Here is a 17,366-nt window from a genome sequence, read left to right as displayed (position 1 = left end):
CCCGGTAGAGGCGTTCGCCCCCCGATGTGCAGCTCAAGCGCAGGGCGCCGTAGAAAAAATCCTTGATCCGCGGCAATACTTCGCAGTTCGGCGACCATTGACTGCACGTAAGCCACGCGTCGGCGCGGGCTGTTCAGTGAGGCCCAAGGGAGACGGCTCCCCACCTCGCCGTCTCGGAGGATGCTCAGTCGAGACAGAACTCGTTGCCCTCGATGTCCTGCATCACGAGGCACGACTCGTTGTCCTCATCGGCAAGCAGTAGTCGCACGCGTACCGCGCCGAGCGCGACCAGTCGTGCGCATTCGGCCTCAAGCGTGGCCAGGCGCTCTTCACCCACGAGCCCGGTGCCGACCCGCACGTCCAGATGCAGCCGATTCTTGACGACCTTGCCTTCGGGAACGCGCTGAAAGAACAGTCGCGGGCCCACACCTGAGGGATCAATGCATGCGAACCATGAACCCCGATCCTCAGGCGGCAGCGTGCGGTCGAAATCGCCCCAAGTAGCAAACCCCTCCGGCGGCGGCGGTACGACGTACCCCAACACCTCGCACCAAAAACGAGCGACGCGTTCAGGTTCTGCGCAGTCGAAGGTGACTTGGAACTGCTTGATCGATGACATCGGCGCACCATAGCAGGCCGGGAAGGATCGGGTAGGTGAAGTACAGGGCGTCGATCCCCTTCGTCGCCTCCGCCAGGGAGTTGAGGTCGAGGACGTCGCCTTCCACGATCTGCGCCCCGAGGCCGGCATGCCTCTCGGAGCGCTCAAGCTTATGGTGATGTGGGGTGGGCCGGTCGGGGGCGAAGGCCCGGGCGATCGGCACCGCTGTACTTCGGCAACAAGTTGCTGCGACGTCCGGCGCGGGCAGGTGGGGTACCGGCCCGAGAGAGCTCAACGACCTTCTCCAGGAGTCCTGCTGGGGCGGTTCGGTCACATCCCGCTGCTCGAACTCTCACTTCACGGCGTTGATGGCCGATTCGATGACCTTGGCGACCGGATCCGGGTTGGAGATGAGGGTGAGGTGCGAGCCACCTTGGAACTCGGTGACCTTCGAGCCTGCGCGCCGGGCCATCTTCATCTCGGACACGGGGGTGATGATCTGGTCTCCGCTGCTGATGAAGTACCAGGAGGGAATGGTCTTCCACGCTGCGTACTTGGAGGGGGTGTCGAATGCGGCGCTCGAGGCGGCGCGTTGCGAGGCCCAGAGATCTGTGGCCTGTTGCACCGGCAGGCTGTTGGCGAAGTTCTTGAGGAAGATGTCCTTCTTGAGATAGAGATTGCTGGCTCCAGCCGGAGCGTTCGCGTAGGGCACCGAGTCGAACAACGTGTTGGCTGGCGCTTTCAGGGCGGATGTTAAACCGCTCAGAGAGCCGGTGGTCTCCCCGACGGCAGGAGCAGCGGCGTCGACGTAGACGAGTGCCTTCACGTTCCCGCTCTCAGCGGCGGCATTAGTGATCACTGAGCCGCCGTAGGAATGGCCCACCAGGACGACGGGCCCGGGGATGCTCCGCAGGAAGGAGGCGACCGTGCGCGAGTCGCTGGTCAGGCCTTCCAGTGGGTTGGCGATGGCGCGGACGGCGTACCCCTTGCGCCGGAGAATCTCGAGCAGGTCCGGGACAACGGCATCGCGGAGAAGGACGTCACCGTCTACGTCGGCCCCCGCTGCCACTTCGTCCAGTACGCCCTGCGGGGCGGCGACATGTTCAACCAGGTCGCCGTGTTCGAGTCGCCCAAGGCCCTGGCCGGCCAGGCCGAGTGGGGCACTCCCGACGAGCTGGACGCGGCCTTCGAGGCCACCTGCGACACCGTGCGCAAGGGCATACCGCTGATGTGGCGGGAACGCTGATGGCAGATGCTCGACCGCGACCCCGTCGAGACCTGGGTGCACGGGCGGATCGCCCTGCTCGGCGACGCCGCGCACCCGCCGCTCCAGTACATGGCGCAGGGCGCGATCATGGCGATCGAGGACGGCTGGGTGCTCGCCCGGCACTACGCCCGGCTGGCCGAGGCCGCTCCGGCGGGCACCCGACCGGACTGGGACGCCGCGCTGACGGCGTACGAGGCGGTACGGGTGGAGCACTGCGACCGGGTGCAGACCACGGCCCGCGCCTGGGGCGAGCTGTGGCACCTCGACGGTGAGGCCCGGCACCGGCGCAACGCGATCATGCGGGCGCGGGACACCCATGACTACTCCTTCACCGACTGGGTGTACGGCCCGACCGCGCTGACGCCGGACGAGGAGCCCCCCATGTTCACGCCGATCCCGCTGTCCTCGGCGGTCGTCGAGGACGCGGCGGACGAACCCCTGACGGTGACGGGGAGCGGCACGCTGTGAGCGATGCCTACCTCTACGCCGCGGCCCGCACCCCGTTCGGCCGGTTCAACGGAGCTCTGGCCGGGGTACGGCCCGACGATCTCGCCGCCACCGCGCTGACCGACATGCGCCGGATCGGACAGGACACTCCTGACTTCGCGTGCTTCCAGTACTGGAAACGGAACGGTGGCGCCCGCGAGCCCTTCCGAACTCGTGGGCGCCACCTCGGAGGAGACCCGTTCCTGCGTGCGTCAGGTGTGCAGGAGCCGTAGGTCGATCGCGTCGGCCATTGCCTTCATGCCCGCGTCGTTGGGATGGATGTGGTCGCCCGAGTCGTAGGCCGGGGCGAGGGCCGCGGGGTTTGCGGGGTCGCGCATGGTCTGGTCGAAGTCGATGACGCCGTCGAAGGCACCGCTCGTGCGGATCCACTGGTTGACACTTTGGCGGATCGTCTCGGCGGCGGGCGTGTAGTACCCGTTGCCCTCGTCGGGCATCAGGGTTGCGCCGATGATGTTGACGTGGGCGGCATGTGCCTCGTCGATCAGGGTGCGGTAGCCGTTGATGAGGTCCTGGGCGCTCAGCGGCCGGCCGTCGGGGCCGGCGTTGTTGCCGATGTCGTTGATGCCTTCGAAGAGGATCACGTCCTTGACGCCTGGCTGGCCGAGGGCGTCGTGCCCGAAGCGCTTGAGGGCGCTGACCCCCTGCCACAGGTTGGGGACGTCGGTGAGGACGCGGTTGCCGCCGATGCCGGCGTCGACGACGCTCAGCCTCTGCGGGCCCGGTTCGGTGCCCAGCCGACGTCCGAGGAAGTCCGGCCACCGGGTGTAGGTGCCCGTGGAGGAGTGGTAGCCGTCGGTGATGGAGTCGCCGAAGGCGACGACGGTGCCCTTCGCGGTCGGCGACACGACGTCCAGCCCTGCCAGGTAGTACCACGAGGTCGTAGTGGTGCCGAACGCGGCGGCACTGTCGTCACCAGTGTGATTGCCGGAGGCGATGTAGGTCGTGTCGAATGCGTCGGAGTGCCAGGTCGACGTGCCCGTCGTGCCGGGCACGTAGAGGCTGACGAGCAGGTTCTCCCCGGCGCTGACCGAGATCGGGATGACGTCGCTGACCGCCTCTTCGCCGGCGGGGACCGTGACGTGGACGGAGTTGCCGAAGGTGACGTTCCGGGTGGTGCCGCGCGTCGCCTCTCCACCGCCGGCCTGGACGGCCACGTCCACGGCGCTGATGTCGAGCGGGGTGGTGCTGTACCGGTTGGACAGGGTGATCCGTGCGCCCGAACCCGCGACGCTGCTGTGCACCACCATCCGGATGGTCTGGTTGGTGAAAGACGGGCCGCCGGTCGTCATGCTGGGTGACCAGGCACTGACCCGGGTGCCCTTGCCGGCCGTCGAAGACGTGGCGGCGCTTGCCACGTTCGCCGTGCTCAGCGGAACGACCGCCAGGGCCATACCGGTCAGCGCGCCGACCACGGACAGCAAGGACCTGCGACGCGGTCGGCAACCCGCCGCGAGGCTTTCCTTCTTGGGGGACATCGTCAATCTCTCCACTCTTCTCGTCGTCCGCGGCGGGCTGGGCTCGCCGGCTCCGGGCTGAGGTGCTGCGGGGGCGTATGAGGCGGCGTCATCCCATGTCCACCCGGCGAAGACGCGCAGCATGCTGCGGACACCATGAATCCCCATCTCGGCGGGGAAGTTCGACCCGGTCCGGATTCAGGTCACAGACGGTATTCCGGACAGGAGGACGGTCAGTCGAATGACACGTCACAAGGTGGGGCTTCTTCGGCGGCCGGACATACGCCACCGACGTGGCGGTCAGGGGCTGGTCCTGACCGCCACGACCAGCGCGGCGGTGCCCTGCCCACAGGGCCTCGTTACGCGGGCCGAACGGGCCGTCCGGTCACGGGTGCCGAGCCGGCCTCATCCGAGGTTGCCCAGCGTGACGGACTTACCGGGGGTGAGGCTGATCTTGCGCGAGGCGCTGCCGGCGACGACGGTCGTGTCGCGACCGCCGACGCTCTTCAGCGTCACCTGGGTGACCTTGCCGTTCTTCCAGCTGAGGTCGGCGACGAAGCCGCCGCGGACGCCGACGCCGGACACCGAGCCGGATTCCGCCCACGCGGCGGGCAGCGCGGGCAGCAACTCGACGTGGCCCGGGCGCGAGTAGACCAGCATCTCGATGATCGCGGAGGGGGTGCCGAAGTTCGCGTCGATCTGGAAGATGCCGCGGCCCCCACCCATGTCCATGATGTCGAAGAGGTTCGCCGCGCTGCCGTTGCTGCCGTTCACCGACGGCTTCAGGTTGTTGACGACGAGTTGGTAGGCCTTCTCCGCGTTCTTCAGCCGGGCCCAGCACAGGCTGCGCCAGGCGTTGGCCCAGCCGAAGCTGTTCATACCGCGGGCAGTCAGCAGGGCCGTCGCGCCGGCGAGGATGTCCTTGGGCGTGGAGTCGTCCGGGCGGATCCGGTCGCCGGGGAAGAGGCCGATGAGCGGGGAGAGGTGCCGGTGTGTGGTCTCGCCGAGGTTGTCGGGCGACATCCACTCCTCCAGCCAGCCGGTCGTGGGGCTGACCACGGGCAGGTACAGGCGCTGACGCAGACCGTCGATGGTCGCGCTGTAGGAGGTGTCCTTGCCGAGTACCTGAGTTGTGGTGTGGTAGTTGCCGAAGAGGTTCCACACCAGTTCCTGGGCGTAGGTGATGCCCTTGGCGTCGAGCGGACCCTGCTCGGGCGACCAGTCACTGTCGGCGATCAGGACCTGGCGCGAGGCTCCCGAGGCGTCGGTCACGCTCGTGGTGATGAGGCGTGCCTCCCAGAACTCCACGGCGCCCTTGATGAGGGGGTAGATCTTTTCGAGGTAGGCGCGATCCTGCGTGTACTCGTAGTGCTCGAACAGGTTCTGGCAGAGCCAGGCGTTGCCAGCCGGATGCCACCACCAGCCTCCTCCGCCGTAGGGGTTGGTGGAGATGGCCACGGTCCAACCGGCGATTTTGCCGCTGGAGTTGCGGTACCTGTTGGTCGGGCTGTTGAACAGCCGCTGGGTGACGTCCGTCCAGGAAGGCAGCTGCGCAAGGCAGTAGTCCGTGAAGGCGTCGAAGCAGTCGGACAGGCCAGCGCGGTCGGCCATCCAGTAGTTCATCTGGATGTTGACGTCGGTGTGGTAGTCGCCCATCCAGTCCGGGTCGTTGCCGTCCAGCCATGGGCCCTGCAGGCCCATCGGCAGGCTGCCCCGCGACCCGGAGATCATCAAGTAGCGGCCGAACTGCAGGTAGGCCGCCTCGAGTTCCGGGTCGGGGACGTTGTCCCGGTAGCGGGCCTGCACCCGTTGCCAGGTGTCCAGCTTGCGCTGTGCGGCGGACGACGTGCCGAGGTTGATGTCCAACTGCTCGAACACCGGGCGGAAGTCGGCGACATGGGTGTGCAGCAGCGTGCTCGCTGAGTGGCCGGCCGCGTTCAGGACCTTGGTCCGCGCGAGGCGCTCCGGGTCCACAGACGGGTCGCGGAAGTTGGCAGCCGCGTCGGGCGCGTAGTTGGTGCCGCCGCTGACGACGACGGTGAGGTCCTTGCAGCCGCTGAAGGAGATCGACGTACCGTTGACGGCGACCGTGCCGGCGCTGCTGTAGGCCGTGACGGCGGCGCCGTACTTCAGCCCGTTGGCGAAGGAGGCGCCGAACGAGGCGTAGCGCCCGGCACTGCCGGCGGTGGTGGACTCGCCGTGGGTGCCCGCGAGGGAGACGGTACCGGTGTAGGTGCCGCTGCCCAGCTGGGAGAAGTACAGGACGATGACGTCGTCCGGGCGGCTGGCGAAGATCTGCCGCTGGTAGGTGATGCCGGACAGGTCGTACGACGCGCTGACGAGGCCCTGGGCCAGGTCGAGGGAGCGACGGTAGTTGTTGACGGAGCCCAGGTCGTGCCCGGGGATGTCGACGGTGAGCTTGGCCAGCAGGGTGAGGGAGCCGAAGTGCTCACGCTCGTAGGGGAACTGGCCCTCGGCGTCCAGGGTGTCGTTGAGGTCACCGGTCCACAGGGTGGCGTCGGTGATCATCAGGAGTTCGCCGGCGGGATCGTTGCTCGCGAGCGCTCCGAGGCGCCCGTTCCCGACCGGCAGACCTTGCTGGATCATCGAGTTGGAGGAGCCGGGAGCCTGCCACCAGAGCTGGTTCTTCACGGCGGCGGCCGCGGACAGCAGGGGAGAGTCGGTGGGGCGGACGGGGGCCGCCGAGGCGGTGAAGGCGGGCAGACCGCCGAGGGCGGCGGCCGCGCCGGCGGTGGCGGCGAGAGCGAGGAAGCCCCTGCGGCTCGGGTGGTTGTCGCGCGATTCGGTGTGCTGGGTGTCCACGTTGTGCACTCCATGTCCGGGGAACGGCGCATGCGGGAACGACGGATGCGGGCCGTCGGGCGTTGTGTGAGGCGAATACGGCGGGCGTGGGCACACCCGGCCGCTGCGTACGCTGCGGGACCGTAATTGGGGCGGGGACGGTCCCCGGGTGCGGGGCCCGGTCGTGTCACTCCCGGGCCCCGCGGGACTGATCAGGCGGAGTTGGGTACGTCGATCCGGTCGATGTCGGGTGAGTAGTCCCAGCCGCTGTCGAACGTGATGGTGTTGGAGCCCGCCTTGAGGGCCAACTGGACGCTGACGGTTTCGACCGTGCTCCAGTCGCCGGTGGAGGGGAACTTGAGGCTGGTGCCGTTGCCGCTGTTGGAGTAGACGGTCACCGAGCGGGGGTCGCCGCTGACGTAGGCGACGTTGACGGTGTAGATTCCGGCCTTCTTCACCGTGATGTCGTTGAACTGCAGCTTGCTGTCGAGGTAGAGGTTGCCGACCTTCTTGCCGCCGGAGCAGGAGTCGCATGCGGCGACGGAGGCGTTGCCGGTCAGGGTGTTGTCCGCGGACTCGGCCTCGTAGCCGGTGGTTGCCAGCGGGGCGCCGCCGGGCTTGACGGTGAACAGCCGTGAGCCGTGTGCGGGCAATGTCGCGGTGATCTTGTTCTTGTACGTCCCGAGGTCGTGGTGGTTCCACAGGTCGCGTACGGAGGCCGCGCCGGTGAACCCGAAGGATGCCCAGTCGGCGGTGACGGAGGCCGACGAGTTGCCGAGGTTGAACAGGGCGACGGTGTAACTGCCGTCGGAGTTCTTGGTTCCCCAGACCTGCTGGTCGCCCATGGGGGTGACGGGACGTGCGACGGGCGAGTTGTTCTGGTCGACGGCGATGACTTCCTGGTTGGTCAGCAGGGAGAGACCGTAGCTGTCCAGCTTGGTGAGGTCGTCACCGGTGAACAGCGGCGATTTGTTGATGGCCCACAGGGTCATGTAGCTCTGGCGCTCGGCGTTGGTGAGGCCGTCCATCGCCCCGTTGCCGACGTCGATCGCGTCGAGGTCGTTCCAACCGCCCGGGCCTGCCTTGCTGCTCCACGCGGGCGCGTCGTTCCACCGGTCGTTGACCGAGTTCTCCCAGGTGACCAGGGTGTCGCAGTAGCACTCGACGTCGGTGTCGATGCGCCAGCCGTTGGAGTACTTCTTCCAGTCGGCGGCGTGAGAGATGTCGAGCGACCAGGAGAGCTCCAGATGGATCGGGCGCCCGGTGGCGGCGATGGCCTTGTGCCAGGCGGCGACGTCCGCGACGTTGTTGTAGTTGTCACCGGACTTGAACGAGCCCGGACCCACCCCGTCCAACTTCAGGAAGTCGTAGCCCCAGTCGGCGAACATCTGCGCCTGCGAGTCGATGTACTTCTGCGCACAGGGGTTGTCGAAGTTCAGCTTGTAGGCGCTGTCCCAGCCGTTGGTGGTGCGCAGGTCCGGGTAGACGACGTCCGCGGTGGTGCAGCCGGGGGCGTTCCAGATCGGCACCTTGCCGTCGCCGTAGGCTCCCTTCTCCAGGCCGACGGGCAGGTAGATGCCGGCCTTGAGGCCCTTGGAGTGGATGTGGTCGGCGACCGACTTCATGCCGCCCGGAAATCGGACCGGGTCGGGCGTCTGCCGCCCGTACTGGTCGTACTCGGGCGTCCAGTTGTAGTCCATCCACCAACCGGCGTCGATGTTGACGTAGGTGTAGCCGTACTTCTTCAGCGTGGCGGCGAGCGCGTCCGTCTGCTTCAGGACGTTCGCCTCGGTGAGGTAGCTGTAGTTGCCGTCCGGGTTCAGGCCCGGGTATTTGGAGGACTGCATGCTCCAGCTGGACCAGCCCATGTACGGCTTGGCCGCCATGCCTGAGGTGGCGTCCGCGGTGGTCGCGGCCGAGGTGACGGCCGCGGTCGTGGAGTTGGAGGGGGCAGCCGTGGCCTGCGTGGCCGCGACCGGGACCGCTGTGGCGAGTCCGGCCGTGACGGCCAGGACCAGCACGGCTCTGAGGGTACGGCGCGGGGAGCCGGAGAGGGCTCCGCGCAGGGCTCTGTACGAGGATGACCGCATGGGTCGGGCCTCCTGTTGGTGGGGTGTGCGGGATCGCGCGGTTGTACCCGGTGGGGGACGGGCGTTGTTCCGGGCAGAGGACGGCGTTGTTCCGGGCAGGACGCCGGGGGAAGTGGTCGGGCAACCGACCGCCGGTGCGTCGGGTCGCGGCTCAGCCCTTGCCCGAGCCGATGGTGAGCCCGCTGATGAACTGTCGCGGCAGCGCGAAGTACACCAGCAGCGTGGCAATCGCGGTCATGAGACCACCTGCCGCGATGAGGTCGGTGTCGGTGAAGTACGCGTACGCGCTCTGGAGATGGGCCTGTGCGGAGGTGAACGGACGGTGGTCACCCGTCTCGATCCCCGGCGCCGAACAGCTCCTGGAGCACGGCTGTGCGGCTGGGTCCTGAGGCGGTCTGAGGGCTGCGGCTCTGCAGCGTCATGGCTACTCCTCGTACGTGTCTGATCCGATGAAGGACTGGATCGCGGTGGCCGCGGCCCCGCGCGCCCACTCCTCGAAGGGCAGGGGACGTGTCATCACGTCGCAATGCGAAGCGGTACCGAAGGCCGACGCGGCGAACGCGTCCCGGATGCCCTCGGCGAACAGGTCGTAGGCGGCCAAGCCCTCCCCGGAGATGATCACCCGCTCGGGTCCGAGGAGGTTCACCAGGGAGCCGATGGCCTTGCCGATGGCTTCACCGGCCCGTGCGTAGACTTCTCGGACACCCGGGTCTCCTCTGTGGGCCAGGTCCAGCGCCTCGTCTGCAGCGGTCACGTGCTTGCCCGTGGCCTCGCGCACTCCGCGGAGTATCGCGGGGTCCGCCGCGATCGCCTCCACGCACCCCCGGTTGCCGCAGTGGCAGAGCGGGCCGAACGGGTCGAGGGACAGATGTCCGATCTCGCCGGCCACGCCGTGCGCGCCCGACACCACCCGTCCGTGCACCACCAGGCCACAGCCGATGCCGGCGCCCACGGTCACCAGGGCGAAGTCCGAGAGCCCGACTCCGGCCCCGAACCAATGCTCGGCGACCGTGAGCGCCCGCACGTCGTTGTCGACCGTGACCGGCAGTCCCGTCGCGGTCCCCACGATCTCGGCGAGGGGTACGTCACGCCACTCCAGGAAGGGCGAGTAGCGGACCACACCGTTCGCCCGGTCCACGTCCCCCGAGATCGCGATGCCCAGCCCCCGCACCGGCACACCGAATCCGTCGGCCTCCGTGAGCAGTTCCTGCACCAGCGCGGTGATGGCGGGGAGAACTGTCTCCGGCTCGCGGCCGGTGAGCCGTACGTGCCGGGGGATCCGGATGCGGCAGCAGAGATCGGCCAGCACGGCGATGATCTCGTCGCCTGTCACCTTGATCCCGATGAACAGCGCCCTCCCCGCGTCCACCCACACCAGGCTGGCCGGACGTCCGACAGCGGGTCGCGCGCCTTCGTCCACACCCTCGACCAGATAGCCGAGCTCCATCAGCGGCCGAACCGCCTTGGTGATGGCGGCCGGGGAGAGCCTGGTCCGCCGCGCCGTCTCGGCCCGGGTGAGCGGGCCGTGGGAGAGCAGGGTGGTGAAGACCAGGGAAGCGGCCGGCGTCATCGCCGGGGCCGCCTCAGGGGAGGGGGTCGAGCGCATGGCCGGAAACCTAGGGTCGTTCTTTTTCGCTGTCAATGAAAAAAACAGGCTCCTTTTGAAGCATGCGAGTTGACCAGGGTCAGCCTGGAAAACAGAGACGGTGACCGGGCGTTGACACGTGATCCGAGGCAGGGTTGGCTGCGCACTGCTCCTGTGCGGCACTCCCTGAACGTGAGGATCAATGTCTGCGATCTCCTTCGACCCGGTCTCCGGTGTCTGGCTGCTCTCCACTGCGTGCACGACGTACGCGATGCGGATCGACGACACGGGAGCACCCTGCCACCTCGCCTGGGGACCTCGGCTGCCCCTTGCGGCGGCCGGCCAACTCGTGCCTCCCCGGGCCGGGGAGATCAGCAGCTTCGAGGGCCGCTCTCCGGCCGGCGAGGAGTTGCCGGTCGACGGTGGGGCCCGGTACGGATCGCCGTCCCTCAGGGTGCGGTTCGCCGACGGCACCCGTGCCTTCGAGTGGGAGCCGCTGGGCCACCGGATCAGCGAGCCGGTGCCTGGAACAACGGAACTCGCCCTTGAGTTCCACGACCGCCACTACCCGCTGGCGGTCACCCTCCACTACCGCGTCCACGACGACACGGATGTCATCGAGCGCTGGACCGTGCTGCGCAACACCGGACAGCAACCGATTGCTGTGCTGCGCGCGGACTCCGCCGCCTGGACGCTGCCGCTGCGCGACGACTACCGGATCAGCCATGTCACGGGCCAGTGGTCGGGGGAGGGCCTGCTGCACCGGGAGCCGGTCCCACACGGCGAGATCGTGCTCACCAGCCGGCGTGGCATCACCAGCCACCACGCGAACCCGTGGCTGATGCTGGACGCCGGCGATGCCACCGAGGACCGGGGCGAGGTGTGGAGCGCGGCTCTGGCCTGGAGCGGTAGCTGGCACCTCACCGTGCAGCGCACACCCGACGGACGTACGGCCTTCACGGGCGGGGCAGGGCATGACGGGGCGGCACTGCCACTCAGCCCGGGCGAGGAGTACGCGACCCCGCGCTTCGCGGCCATGTACACCGACCGCGGCTTCGGCGCGGCCAGCCGCTCCTGGCACGCGTACGTCCTGGCCCATGTGCTCCCGCACCCGGACGAGACGCGCCCCGTGCTGTTCAACTCCTGGGAGGCCACCGGCTTCGATGTCGACGAGGCCAGTCAGAAGGCGCTTGCGGCCCAGGCGGCGAAGCTGGGGGTGGAACTCTACGTCGTCGACGACGGCTGGTTCCGAGGCCGCCGCGACGACACTGCCGGACTCGGCGACTGGGCACCGGACTCCGAGCGGTTCCCCCAGGGGCTGGGTCCGCTGGTCGAGGAGGTCCACCGGCTCGGCATGAGCTTCGGCCTCTGGGTGGAGCCCGAGATGGTCAACCCGGACAGCGACCACTACCGTGCGCACCCGGACTGGGTGTTGCACCTCCCGCACCGCGCCCGCACCGAACTGCGCAACCAGCTGGTCCTCAACTTCGCTCGTGACGACGTCGCCGAGTGGGCGTACGGATGGTTGACCCGCTTGGTCGCGGACAACGGAATCGACTTCCTCAAGTGGGACATGAACCGCGCCTTCAGCGAGGCCGGCTGGCCCACCCGCGAGGACGGCCAGGACCTACTGTGGACGCGGTACGTGCACAACCTCTACGACGTCATCGACCGGCTGCGGGCGGACCACCCCGGGCTGCGGATCGAGACGTGCAGCGGCGGCGGCGGCCGCGTCGACCTGGGCATCCTCTCCCGTACGGACCAGGCATGGCCGTCCGACAACACCGACGCGGCTGACCGGGTCTCCATCCAGCAGGGCTTCAGCCAGATCTACCCGGCACGGGTGATGGCGGCCTGGGTGACGGATGTGCCCAACCAGCTCACCGGCCGCTCGGTGCCGCTGCGTTACCGCTTCCACGTCGCGATGGCGGGGGTCCTGGCGGTGGGCGGCGACCTCGCACGCTGGACACCCGAGGAATTCGCCCAAGGCGCAGACCTGGTGGCGGAGTACAAGAAGGTCCGTCACATCGTGCAGCACGGCACGCAGCACCGGCTGCGCGGTCCCGTCGACGACGGGCCGACCGCAGTCCAGTACACCACCACGGACCGCCGGGAGGTCTTCGTGCTCGTGTGGCAGCGGGCACCCCGCCACGGCACGCCGCGTCCCGCCCTCAGGCTCGCCGGCCTGGATCACGCCGCGCGCTACCGGGACGCCGCTACCGGCGCCGTGCATCACGCGTCCGTACTGACCGGGTACGGGATCAGGCCCGAGCTGCCCGCCGGTGACTGGTCGAGCACATCCCTGCACCTGATCAGGCTGGACGACGAGGCGGCTGACGGCACCGGCCGATCGGCGTCATGAGTGACGAGGCGGCGGCCCAACTACGTGAGTTGGGTGGTATCCGGTGTCGGCAATTCGAACCACACGGTTTTCCCTCGTCCGCTCGGTGAATTGCCCCATGCTGAAGCCAGCGCGGAGACGATGACCAGTCCTCGCCCGCCCTCGGCCTGGTCCTCTTCGCGGGGGACCGTCACGGCCTGCGCGGGATGCGGATCGCTGTCCCGGACCTCTACGCGTATGTGTTCGGGATACTTTCGGACGTAGACGTACACGTCGCTGTCACCGTGGACCAAGCCGTTGGTGACGATCTCCGACACCAGTAGTTCCTCCTCATCGGCTATGGCGGACAGCTCCCACCCCGCCAACCACTGCCGCAGAAGTCTGCGCGTCCGCTGCGCTCCTTGCAGATCGCGCCGGTGGATTCTCAACTGACGCACATTGCGCTGGGCTTCAGCCGAGGGTCCTTCGTAGACGACTAGGAGCAAGGCGGCGTCATCGGCGCACCGTAGGGGCGACTCGCTGAAGCCCCTGATGAGTTGGTCGCCGACAGACTCAAGATTCCCGGGGTGGTCGAAGGCCGCGCGCAGCACCCTGGGGTCCACATCGCCTCCGAGACCGGCCAGACCGTCCGTGTAGAAGGCGAGCAACGTGCCTGGCTGGAGTTGCAGGTCCGTCACCTCGAAGGTCGTCTCCGGGTCGATGCCGAGAGGTATGCCTGTGTCGAGGGAGACGGGTGGCATGCGGCCGTCAGCGGTGCGCATCAGAGGTGGTGGATGCCCAGCTGTGGCCATCTGCATCCTTCCGGTGTCCGGATCAAGCCAGGCGCAGCAACACGTGGCGAAGAGGTCGGTCTCCAGGCCGATCAAGAGCTGGTTCGCCCGGGAGAGCACGACTCCAGGGTCATGTCCTTCGGTCGCGTAGGCGCGCACCCCGCTGCGTAGCTCGCCCATCACCACGGCGGCGGCCGTGTTGTGGCCTTGGACGTCCCCGATCACCATCACGACCTGGCCCTCGGGAAGTCTGATGAGGTCATACCAGTCTCCCCCGAGTTCGATCCCGCTGGTCGCCGACGCGTACCTGCTGGTGCTCACCACTCCGGCCGGCTGGGGCAATACGGCTGGCAGCAGCGCGTGCTGCAGGTCATCGGCCAGCGCATGCTGAACATCCTGCATCTGGGTTCGTTCCACCGCTTGACCAACTGCCGTCGACAGCGCTGTCAGCGTTCCCCGCTCGGCGACGATGTCCCTGCGCTCGACGCCGAACGCCATCGACAGGGCGCCCACCGCTCTCCGACCGGCGAGCAGCGGCTGGATCATCCAGAAGTACTCCTGGTCCGACAGCGGCTCGGGCAACCGGCCGGCTGTGTGTGGATCCGCAGGGACGTACAGGATCTGCTGCTGCCGGTCGACCGTCTCCGTCTCGGGCATGCGCTGCGCGAGCAGGGAGCCGTTCAAGGTGCGTACGAATTCCCTTGCACAGCCTGCTGCATCTGCTACGCGAAGCCGATCTCCATCGACCAGGCTGACGACGGCGGCCTGGGCCTGGAATCCCTCCATGACACGGTCCATGGAAAGCTCCACGGCATCCCGGGTGCGGACCGTCGTCGTCAGGAGCGTGGCGAGTTTGTGCAGGTGGTAGATCAGCGGAACGGTTGATGGGGTCATGTTTTCGGCTCCCGCACCCTCGCCTTCCACGGCGACCACGTGCGGCACCCGAGGTGGAGCCATCGATGTCCCATGATCGGCCAACCGGTCCAGGTCGCGGGCCAGGAACGAGGCCGCGGTGGCCAGTCGCTCCCGTTGCAGCTCAGGGATCTCGTCGCCGACGCGCAGCCAGAAAGCCGTGAGCGTCCCGAAGCGACGGGTCGGGGAGAAGAGCGGTGCGGCCGCGGCGTCCAGCGGGAAGGGAGCGAAGACTGCCAGGTTCGGGTGACCTGCCGTGATTTCCATATGACGCACGGTCTCTACACGGCCCGCCTGCCATGCCCGTGACGACGAGTAGCTGTTGTCATCCAGCGGTACGCGTTCGGGGGCTCCCACTCCCATGGCGGTCACCGCCACGACCGCAGCATGGAGATCTGGAGTGCCGGGCACTTTCAGAAAGACCGTCGCGGCGGACGCGCCCAAATCGCGAACAACGTTCTCGGCCGCCGAAACCAGCAGCTGCTCTCTGTCCCACGTTGCGGTGGGGAGACGATTCCAATCCGGCGGTGTGGGCCCATACCGTTCCATCAATCTCGCCGCCCAACTGCCGTGGCGCTGATGCTGGCCCTATTTTACTTCCGCTGCCCCGACCTGCTCCGATTCCTGTGTGCTTATCGGGCCCGAAAGGTAGCGGCAGGGATCTCGTCGCCCTTCACGGCCGGTCTGCCGGGCCCGTCCTGCGAGTGTGGACGCGCCATAGGGGCGAGTGCCGCGGGACTGGCGGGTGCGGTCGGCGCCGGATCTGCGGGCTGCACTGTTCATCATCGACACCTGTTCCTCGCGATTCATCGTCATCATGCGCCACACACGCATCTCGGCGCCCACTCGAGCTCCTGCACCATGTCGTCTGCTGATCCAAAGACCATGAAGAAGTGGACTTCGCCTTTTCGGGGCGCGATCAGGTGCCGGAGCCCTACCCGGGGCCCCGCTCCGGACGGCGACGGGGGTGAGCGCCCCGTCCCCGTCCGGCAACCCGTGGCGTACGGGACTGATCAGCAACGTGTTCAATCCGAAGATCGCAGTCTTCTACACGGGCTTGCTGCCCACGCTCGCGCCGTCCGGTTTCTCGCCGCACAGTGGGATGGCTCTGCTGGTACTCATCCACACGGCCCTGACGCTCGTCTGGCTCGGCAGCTACGTGCTGGTGCTGGCCAAGGCCCGAGCCTTCTTCGAGAAGCCCGCCGTACGGCGCACCATGGACCGCATCACAGGTGTCGTCCTGATCGGGTTCGGCGTCAACGTGGCCACCTCCCAGACCTGAACCGGAGCACCCATGGAGCCGCGGCGCGGCGCCCCGCTCCTGCCCCTCGTACGGTTCTTCCACCCAGGGGCGTCGGGTGTGGCTTTCAAGGTTCTGCCGCTTGTGGCTTCCAATCGTCCAGCTCGGCCGGCGGAACGACCACCGGCGAACTTGTGAGCGCTTCGGCGAATTGACCCCAGATTTTCGTCGTCCGGTCAATCGCGGCCGCTAGACCTGCCGTTGACCAGTGTCGCTTGCGGGCCACGGTGCACGGCCGCACCGCGCCGCCCTGCCCGCCCGCGAGGGATTCCCTGCGATCAAGGAAATCTGATGCGAGTTGTCCAACTGATGACCGCGCCGGTCGTCGCGTTCATGGCCCTGGCGGGACTGGCCGCGCCGGCCACGGCAGACACGCTGTCGAGCAAGGACCCCCACTCGAGACACATGGAGGTTCGCCGGGATCACCCGGATGTGCGGGTGCCGGTCGTCGTTTCGAAGTCAGGCGAGGCTGTCATCGACCTGAACGCCGCGGCACCGGGCACCGACTGGGCCTTGGCGGGTGCCGAGTCCGCGGTCGTGTCCATCTCGGTCGACGGCCACTACGCCACCGACCTTGTCGTCTCCGGCGGGCAGCCCCTTCATCGGCAGCTCGCACTCGGCCACCTCACAGCGGGCGTGCACATGCTGCGTCTGCATTTCTCCGACGAGAGCTCTTCGGCGGCCGCCACCTCCGCCCTCGTCGACTCGCTGAAGGTCACGACCTACGCGCCGGACAGCCCCGAGTATCTGGTGCTGCGCTACGCCCCGGTCGTTTACGGGCGCAGCCTCGCCGACCTCGGCAGCCCATACCAGAACGCGACCACTGACACGCCGCTCATCGCCTGGCACGAGATCGCGCCGGCGGCCACTCCCGGCCACCGGATCCTCACCTACTCGGTGATCTGGAGCAACGAGGACGGCGGGACGAACACCCCCGCGCTCATGGCTCGTTGGGGTCGCACGACCGACATCGAGTGGATCTACTCGGTCGAGGTCGACGAACATGGCAACCGGGTTGCGGGCAGCGACACCTACCAGGCCCCCAACCATGCGACGCTGCACTTCAGTGGCAAGTACGAGGGTGATCACGCCCTGCTGGAGACCTGCACGTCGAACAACAACATGTGCGACGTCGTGGACGACCCGATGCGTTTCTTCCTGTCGACTCTGCAGACGCTGCCGGCCGATCAGCCTCGCGAGTACCTCATGGACACCAACCCCTGGACCTACGAGATCATGGCCAAGGAGATGCTCCGCGAGCACAAGGTCGAGGCTCCTTCGGCGTCCACGCCGTTCACGCCGGAAATGAGCGACCAGCGCAACTACCTGTACGCCGTCGTCAAGAAGACCACTCAGCCCGCCAACACGGGTTCGTCCTGGGTCGGAGTCTCCCTCGGTGTGCGCCTCGTCTCCGGCCAGACCGTCTACCTGTCCCACCACGTCGATCCGACCTGGTCGATCAGTCGTGACCTCCCGGCGGCCACGACGGTCGAGCTGCCGGCAGGCACCAAGGCCGACGACGTCGCCGAGGTGAGCGTTCATCGTGTGGTGGTCGGCACCGACACGGGCGCCACTGTGCACGTCACAGGCATCAACCGGGGCTTCTTCCTCGGTCAGGACTACCGTCCCCAGCAGTCGTTCCTGACCTGGAGCGGCGATGTGATCCTCGACGCGAACAACACCTCTGCCGTGATCTGGCGCCGCTGACGCCGTTCGTCAGGCGGGTGCCGGCCAGGGCGG

Annotated in this window: 10 protein-coding genes and 2 pseudogenes; 5 read left to right on the top strand and 7 right to left on the bottom strand. The window is 67.8% G+C overall.

Annotation, left to right across the window (positions count from 1 at the left end; translation table 11 throughout):
* Nucleotides 1–184: 184 nt before the first annotated feature.
* Nucleotides 185–619 (bottom strand): VOC family protein, encoded by a 435-nt coding sequence (locus tag ACZ3TS_RS21810; RefSeq protein ID WP_467620238.1) that lies wholly within the window; start codon nucleotides 617–619, stop codon nucleotides 185–187.
* A gap of 331 nt (nucleotides 620–950) precedes the next feature.
* Nucleotides 951–1,667 (bottom strand): alpha/beta hydrolase, encoded by a 717-nt coding sequence (locus ACZ3TS_RS21805; RefSeq protein ID WP_467620236.1) that lies wholly within the window; start codon nucleotides 1,665–1,667, stop codon nucleotides 951–953.
* On the opposite strand from ACZ3TS_RS21805, the pseudogene ACZ3TS_RS21800 reads away from it, so the two are divergent.
* Both ACZ3TS_RS21800 and ACZ3TS_RS21795 read left to right on the top strand, forming a co-directional pair.
* Nucleotides 1,602–2,333: pseudogene (locus tag ACZ3TS_RS21800) on the top strand (FAD-dependent monooxygenase); the annotation flags it as partial. The gene ACZ3TS_RS21805 and the pseudogene ACZ3TS_RS21800 sit on opposite strands and share 66 nt — an antisense overlap.
* Nucleotides 2,330–2,584, top strand: coding sequence for a hypothetical protein (locus ACZ3TS_RS21795; protein WP_467620234.1), 255 nt, complete (start codon nucleotides 2,330–2,332; stop codon nucleotides 2,582–2,584). The pseudogene ACZ3TS_RS21800 and the gene ACZ3TS_RS21795, both read left to right, overlap by 4 nt.
* Here the strand turns inward: ACZ3TS_RS21795 and ACZ3TS_RS21790 are convergent.
* From ACZ3TS_RS21790 to ACZ3TS_RS21775, 4 genes are all read right to left on the bottom strand, one after another.
* Nucleotides 2,564–3,847, bottom strand: a complete 1,284-nt coding sequence (locus ACZ3TS_RS21790) for an SGNH/GDSL hydrolase family protein (protein WP_467620232.1) — start codon at nucleotides 3,845–3,847, stop codon at nucleotides 2,564–2,566. The two genes, ACZ3TS_RS21795 and ACZ3TS_RS21790, sit on opposite strands and share 21 nt — an antisense overlap.
* Nucleotides 3,848–4,231: 384 nt before the next feature.
* Nucleotides 4,232–6,649: a glycosyl hydrolase family 95 catalytic domain-containing protein gene (locus tag ACZ3TS_RS21785; RefSeq protein WP_467620231.1), complete on the bottom strand. Its 2,418-nt coding sequence runs from the start codon at nucleotides 6,647–6,649 to the stop codon at nucleotides 4,232–4,234.
* Nucleotides 6,650–6,840: 191 nt separating this feature from the next.
* Nucleotides 6,841–8,718 (bottom strand): alpha-galactosidase D, encoded by a 1,878-nt coding sequence (locus ACZ3TS_RS21780; protein WP_467620229.1) that lies wholly within the window; start codon nucleotides 8,716–8,718, stop codon nucleotides 6,841–6,843.
* A 424-nt stretch (nucleotides 8,719–9,142) separates the two neighbouring features.
* Nucleotides 9,143–10,324, bottom strand: coding sequence for an ROK family protein (locus ACZ3TS_RS21775; RefSeq protein ID WP_467620226.1), 1,182 nt, complete (start codon nucleotides 10,322–10,324; stop codon nucleotides 9,143–9,145).
* Between the two features lie 181 nt (nucleotides 10,325–10,505).
* On the opposite strand from ACZ3TS_RS21775, the gene ACZ3TS_RS21770 reads away from it, so the two are divergent.
* The gene (locus ACZ3TS_RS21770; protein ID WP_467620224.1) at nucleotides 10,506–12,665 is read left to right on the top strand and encodes an alpha-galactosidase; all 2,160 of its coding nucleotides are present in this window, start codon (nucleotides 10,506–10,508) and stop codon (nucleotides 12,663–12,665) included.
* 20 nt (nucleotides 12,666–12,685) lie between these two features.
* Here ACZ3TS_RS21770 and ACZ3TS_RS21765 read toward each other — a convergent pair whose 3' ends face one another.
* Nucleotides 12,686–14,593: an ATP-binding SpoIIE family protein phosphatase gene (locus ACZ3TS_RS21765; protein WP_467620222.1), complete on the bottom strand. Its 1,908-nt coding sequence runs from the start codon at nucleotides 14,591–14,593 to the stop codon at nucleotides 12,686–12,688.
* Nucleotides 14,594–15,230: 637 nt separating this feature from the next.
* On the opposite strand from ACZ3TS_RS21765, the pseudogene ACZ3TS_RS21760 reads away from it, so the two are divergent.
* Both ACZ3TS_RS21760 and ACZ3TS_RS21755 read left to right on the top strand, forming a co-directional pair.
* A pseudogene (locus tag ACZ3TS_RS21760) lies at nucleotides 15,231–15,608 on the top strand (LysE family translocator); the annotation flags it as partial.
* A 309-nt stretch (nucleotides 15,609–15,917) separates the two neighbouring features.
* Nucleotides 15,918–17,333 (top strand): hypothetical protein, encoded by a 1,416-nt coding sequence (locus ACZ3TS_RS21755; protein WP_467620220.1) that lies wholly within the window; start codon nucleotides 15,918–15,920, stop codon nucleotides 17,331–17,333.
* The last annotated feature ends 33 nt before the right edge of the window (nucleotides 17,334–17,366 follow it).

This window comes from Streptomyces sp. NPDC022910 (assembly GCF_055561075.1).
This window is presented reverse-complemented; position numbering and strand designations above follow the sequence as displayed.